The sequence below is a fragment of the Paenibacillus sp. IHBB 3054 genome, assembly GCF_051594305.1.
Classification (GTDB): Bacteria; Bacillota; Bacilli; order Paenibacillales; family Paenibacillaceae; genus Paenibacillus_AQ.
This window is the reverse complement of sequence record NZ_JBOFBG010000081.1, coordinates 1-4,538: the sequence shown is the minus strand read 5'-3', so window position 1 is coordinate 4,538 and position 4,538 is coordinate 1. Positions and strand designations below refer to the sequence as shown.

Annotated in this window: 5 protein-coding genes and 1 pseudogene; all 6 read left to right on the top strand. The window is 39.4% G+C overall.

The window, feature by feature from the left end; translation table 11 throughout:
- On the top strand, nucleotides 1-1,403 hold a 1,403-nt coding region (locus tag ACQ76X_RS35545), incomplete at its 5' end, for an RHS repeat-associated core domain-containing protein (protein ID WP_438498605.1).
- A 4-nt stretch (nucleotides 1,404-1,407) separates the two neighbouring features.
- Complete coding sequence (locus tag ACQ76X_RS35540) at nucleotides 1,408-1,893, top strand: hypothetical protein (RefSeq protein WP_438498604.1); 486 nt, start codon at nucleotides 1,408-1,410, stop codon at nucleotides 1,891-1,893.
- A 74-nt stretch (nucleotides 1,894-1,967) separates the two neighbouring features.
- Nucleotides 1,968-2,186, top strand: a pseudogene (locus ACQ76X_RS35535) (RHS repeat-associated core domain-containing protein); the annotation flags it as partial.
- Between the two features lie 199 nt (nucleotides 2,187-2,385).
- Nucleotides 2,386-2,784, top strand: a complete 399-nt coding sequence (locus ACQ76X_RS35530; protein ID WP_438498603.1) for a hypothetical protein — start codon at nucleotides 2,386-2,388, stop codon at nucleotides 2,782-2,784.
- Between the two features lie 10 nt (nucleotides 2,785-2,794).
- The gene (locus tag ACQ76X_RS35525) at nucleotides 2,795-3,166 is read left to right on the top strand and encodes a hypothetical protein (RefSeq protein WP_438498602.1); all 372 of its coding nucleotides are present in this window, start codon (nucleotides 2,795-2,797) and stop codon (nucleotides 3,164-3,166) included.
- Nucleotides 3,167-3,898: 732 nt separating this feature from the next.
- On the top strand, nucleotides 3,899-4,538 hold a 640-nt coding region (locus ACQ76X_RS35520; protein ID WP_438498601.1), incomplete at its 3' end, for a hypothetical protein.

Below are 4,538 nucleotides of genomic sequence, written 5' to 3'. Positions count from 1 at the left end.
TGCAAACGAGCAGCTATGGTTACGACCCGCTGAATCGTCTGGTGTCGATTACCCGCCCGGATGGAAGCAGGATTGCGTATACGTACGATGTGCGAGGAAATCGGCAGACCTTATCCGATACGAGTAATGCCAGTCCTGATACCACTGATACGAGTTATACGTATGATTTGCAGAATACCTTAACGGGAGTGAGCAAGGGAGGTAAAGCAACGAGCTTCCAGTATTATGCCGATGGCATGCGCTACCTAAAGACCAATGGCAATACCCAGACCCAGGTGAACTATAATTTCCAGGGTCAAGTCATTTCGGAAGAGAAGATCGTCAGCGGTGTCTTTGTGGAACAAGCGAACTTTGTGCGAGGCGACCGGGTATTGGTGAAGAAGGATAAGAAGGCCTCGAAGGATTATTATTACCTGTATAATGGTCATGGTGATGTGGTGCAGATTGTCAATACGAACGGAGAGGTCGTCAACAACTACACCTATGATGAGTGGGGCAATATTATCAGCCAAGTGGAAGGCACCTCTAACTCTTTCAAGTACACCGGAGAAGTGTACGATACCGAAACCGGCCTTTACTATTTGCGTGCACGGTATTATGATCCGAGTATCGGGCGGTTTTTAAATGAGGATACGGTTGAAGGGCAGATTGATAATCCGCTGAGTCAGAATTTGTATACGTATGTGCATAATAATCCGTTGATTTATACTGATCCTACGGGTCATGATGCCCAAATGGGAGGCGCATCAGGTGGGAATCCGCTTTATAATTTGTCTAATACTAATGCTACTAGACAAGTTATCTCAGCTCGCTCGGTGGATACAGCCGCCCAAGCAAAGATTTTAAATTCATTAATTAAAGAATATAAGTATGGGTTCTTTGGTGATGATTCTGGAGGAATGACTAGAAATCAATTTGAATATCTATACAAAATGGCTTTGGCTGAGGGATCAAGTAACTACAATACTGCTAAATGGGCAATCTCACAACTGGATAGTTATTTTAGTTATGGAGCCAACGATAAGACTATTGCTATTGCTACTACGATTGGAGTTATGGGCGCAGGATCAATATCTGGCGGAGGTGGATTTAAAAGGAATATTAAGACGGTTGCAGATCTAACACCCTCATCGTTTGGAAGTTTAACTAATAATGGTGTGATTAAAGTAAATGCTTCAGGGAGCAATCGACCATTAACGGGTAATCCGAATAGTTATTACAGTACAGTGAATGGCGAACATGTATTTGTATATGACAATAATGGGAAATTAATTTATGATTTAAGTAATCAAAGGGTTAAGGCATTTAAAATAAATGTTTCTCCTAATGGTACAGAACACTACCAACCATATAAATTGGATGGTCCTGTTCCTGATTTTATTAAAGACTTATTCGGATGGTGATGATATGACTAGAGTTACAATTCATGAGAGCATCGTTAAAAATAAGATTTTTGAAGAGTTTCAAATTCGCAAAGGAATCAGTCTTTTCAACCATTCTGCTAATAGTTGTTCAATAGAAGACTTTCTTGCTGTTTCTTATGTTTTATGCCCTGATTTAATTGAAGTAAATGGATATATATTTATTGCTGATTTTTTCATGGAAGAGGGTGATGCAGCCTTTGAAAAAGTTAAACGTCTAGAGTTGCAATTTAATAATAATAAGAAAGACATACAACAATGGGTTAATAGTTGGAGTTTCGCTGACTTCTTTATCGGGAATGTCACAGAAGGACTGGATAACAGTAAAATATTAGAACAGTTCGGAGAAGTAATTGTATATCATTGGAGCAGAAGAGCTAAAGAAATTTTTCCGGAGAAGAACATAATTGTAGAAGTAGGCAACGAAATTATGGGTGAGCTTGGATTAACTGTTACATTATATGAGAAATAATCTATATAGCCACATGTGAGTCTTGTGCTCCATGTGGTTTTTTCTTGTAAAGAGGATACAAAAGTAGAGCTTCTAGTCAGGTGGAGGGCACCTCCAATTCCTTCAAGTACACCGGAGAAGTATATGATGCGGAAATCGGGCTTTACTATCTGCGTGCACGCTATTATGATCCGAGTATCGGGCGGTTTATAACTGAGGATACGGTTGAAGGACAGATTGATAATCCGCTGAGTCAGAATTTGTATACGTATGTTCATAATAATCCGTTAATATACAATGATCCTACAGGGCATAGGTTAATAAAATAGAAGTGGATATCTACCTTGATTTGGCGATTCAGGAGAGTAAACAATCAGATGCTTGGTGGGAAATCAGGAATATTTTAGGGCAAGAAGCACAACATACATTGAGATCTGGTATCGACAACAATTACTTTAAGTTTCTATATAACATGGCAACTGGAAATCATTATGAAGAAAACACTCCTAAACTATGGCTTGGGCAAGAGGGGAATTGCAACAACTTCTTAAAGATAGTGCAATCATGCAAGATATGATGGACTCATTAGCTATGGGATTTATCGGTGGCTCTGGGAAAGTAAAAAGCTTAATAAAAAATGAAGCTGGACTTGTAAAAGCGGGTCAGCAAATGGGGAAGAATCCTATAGTTCAAAAGGAAACTGATGATCTTATAGCAAAATTTCTAAAAGGGAATGCCAATCCAGGATTTGGGACTAAGAGTTTGACTAGCGAAATAAAATACTTGAGAGGGAAGGAAGGATCGAGAGTGTTTTACAGAATGAAGAATGGAGAAATGCAGATTTTAGCAAAGGCAAATAAGGTAAATGAACAAACGGTCATAGATATTTTATATAAAGTTTATGGTAAATAAGGAGGATACTATGAATGTTGTAAAGATAAGTTATCCAACTCCTTTATCAAAAATCAGTGATATTGAGAATGATAACATGGATGTTTTTATTGAACTTGAAGATGGAACGAATATAACTGTCGTAGTTAGCACACCTTTAAATTTATTACAACAAATGAATAATAATGATGTAAACTTTATTTCAGCTTCTCAACCAGACATTATTGTTAGATCATTAACACACGAGAATATTCAACAAGCCATTGAGAATTATGCTAACGGAGATGCGTTTTGGTTGAAGTTATTATATGTAGCATCAATTGAGAAAAAAGTAGTGGATATGATTCGTATCAATCATTTCCTAGAAGAAATTAATATGTTGAATAATGAGTTGCTAGAGTAACATTAATTAAGATAAGCCACATGTGAGTAGCTATTTCAAGTGGCTTTTTCTTTTAAATTAGCATTTGACATCCTGAGTATGACAGTGATGAGATGATAGGACTACAATTTATATCTGGCACGTTTCACATGGAGTACAACAGTAGCAAAGACGTAAGATTCCAGAACCACGTCTTGAACAGTTGTCCAAGTTATTTGGGAGCGAGGATCAAATATTGTTCCAGAAGGATCTGCTTCCATCTGAAAAATCAGAAATTATGATGGTTTACTTAACCAAACAGATGAAATGAAGAAAATGATGTTACAACATTGACGATGAAGGAAACGAATATACTACAACGCAGTACTATTCACAGCATTATAACCTTCTTGAGTTTGCTCAAGCGGGACAGAAATGAGAAAAACTATCGAGCAGATAAAGCCTGCACAGGAACTGCAACCGCATAAAGTTCGGAACTACTTAGAACGCCGTGATGCCAAATAAGCGGGTGTTCTGTATGTTTTATCTACGCTATATTAATGCTTGGAAATAAGAGCAACACCTTAATAAATTCAGAAGAGCTGCATTTACGCAGCTCTTTTGTTGTTTATGAGGCATTCCAGGATTGAGTCGTGTGCTTTATATAGGCTCTGAAGAAATACATACTTTTTTAGCACGTTCTTCGAACGATTTACGTGCTTAAAGAGTGTAGGATTATATTGTAAGAAAATTGGATAGGGAGGTAGGGCATCATTGCATATTGTACTTTTAGGTATCAAACCTGAACTTAGTCATCCGCGTTTCAGATTTCATGAGTGCGGAACGTGCGAGGAAGCACAAGAAGTATCATCCATTATTAAGCCCAAAATAATCCTGGTGTATGAAGATTTGGCCCAGGAATTCCTACCCTTCGCCCTGAGTTTAGCTGTGAAGATGGTGGTGATTAGTGAGGCTTATCCGTTGTCACTAACAGCGGTACGGAGCTGGACTGCACTCGGAGCGGCAGATGTGTGGTCTAACCGGGAATGGCCAGCGCGGCTCGGGGGTTCCTTGGATGAGCAGAAGATCAACACTTCTGGGACGACGATTCATGAACGCAGCGAAATGAATAGAGCTGGGGAACGAACGGTGATTGCGGTAGGGAGTGTCTTTGAAGGCGCAGGAAGCACCCATACCGCCTTGCTCATTGCGGAGTACCTAGCACGGGTCTCCAAAACGAAAGTGGCCGTGTGGGAAGGTGGAAGCCATCCTTGCTTTTCTTTTTTGGAGTATATCAGGCAAGGGGAATTTTCGAGTAGCCCCCGTTATGAAGTCAACTCGTTGTCCCTGTTCAAGGGAGAGTTATCGGAGCATTGGGTACACTCACTGATGAATGAATATCGGTTTACGGTTC

Excerpts from the sequence above, each read along its gene's own strand:
- ACQ76X_RS35540 (WP_438498604.1), top strand. The coding sequence starts at position 1,408 with ATGACTAGAGTTACAATTCATGAGAGCATCGTTAAAAATAAGATTTTT.
- ACQ76X_RS35530 (WP_438498603.1), top strand. The coding sequence starts at position 2,386 with ATGGCTTGGGCAAGAGGGGAATTGCAACAACTTCTTAAAGATAGTGCA.
- ACQ76X_RS35525 (WP_438498602.1), top strand. The coding sequence starts at position 2,795 with ATGAATGTTGTAAAGATAAGTTATCCAACTCCTTTATCAAAAATCAGT.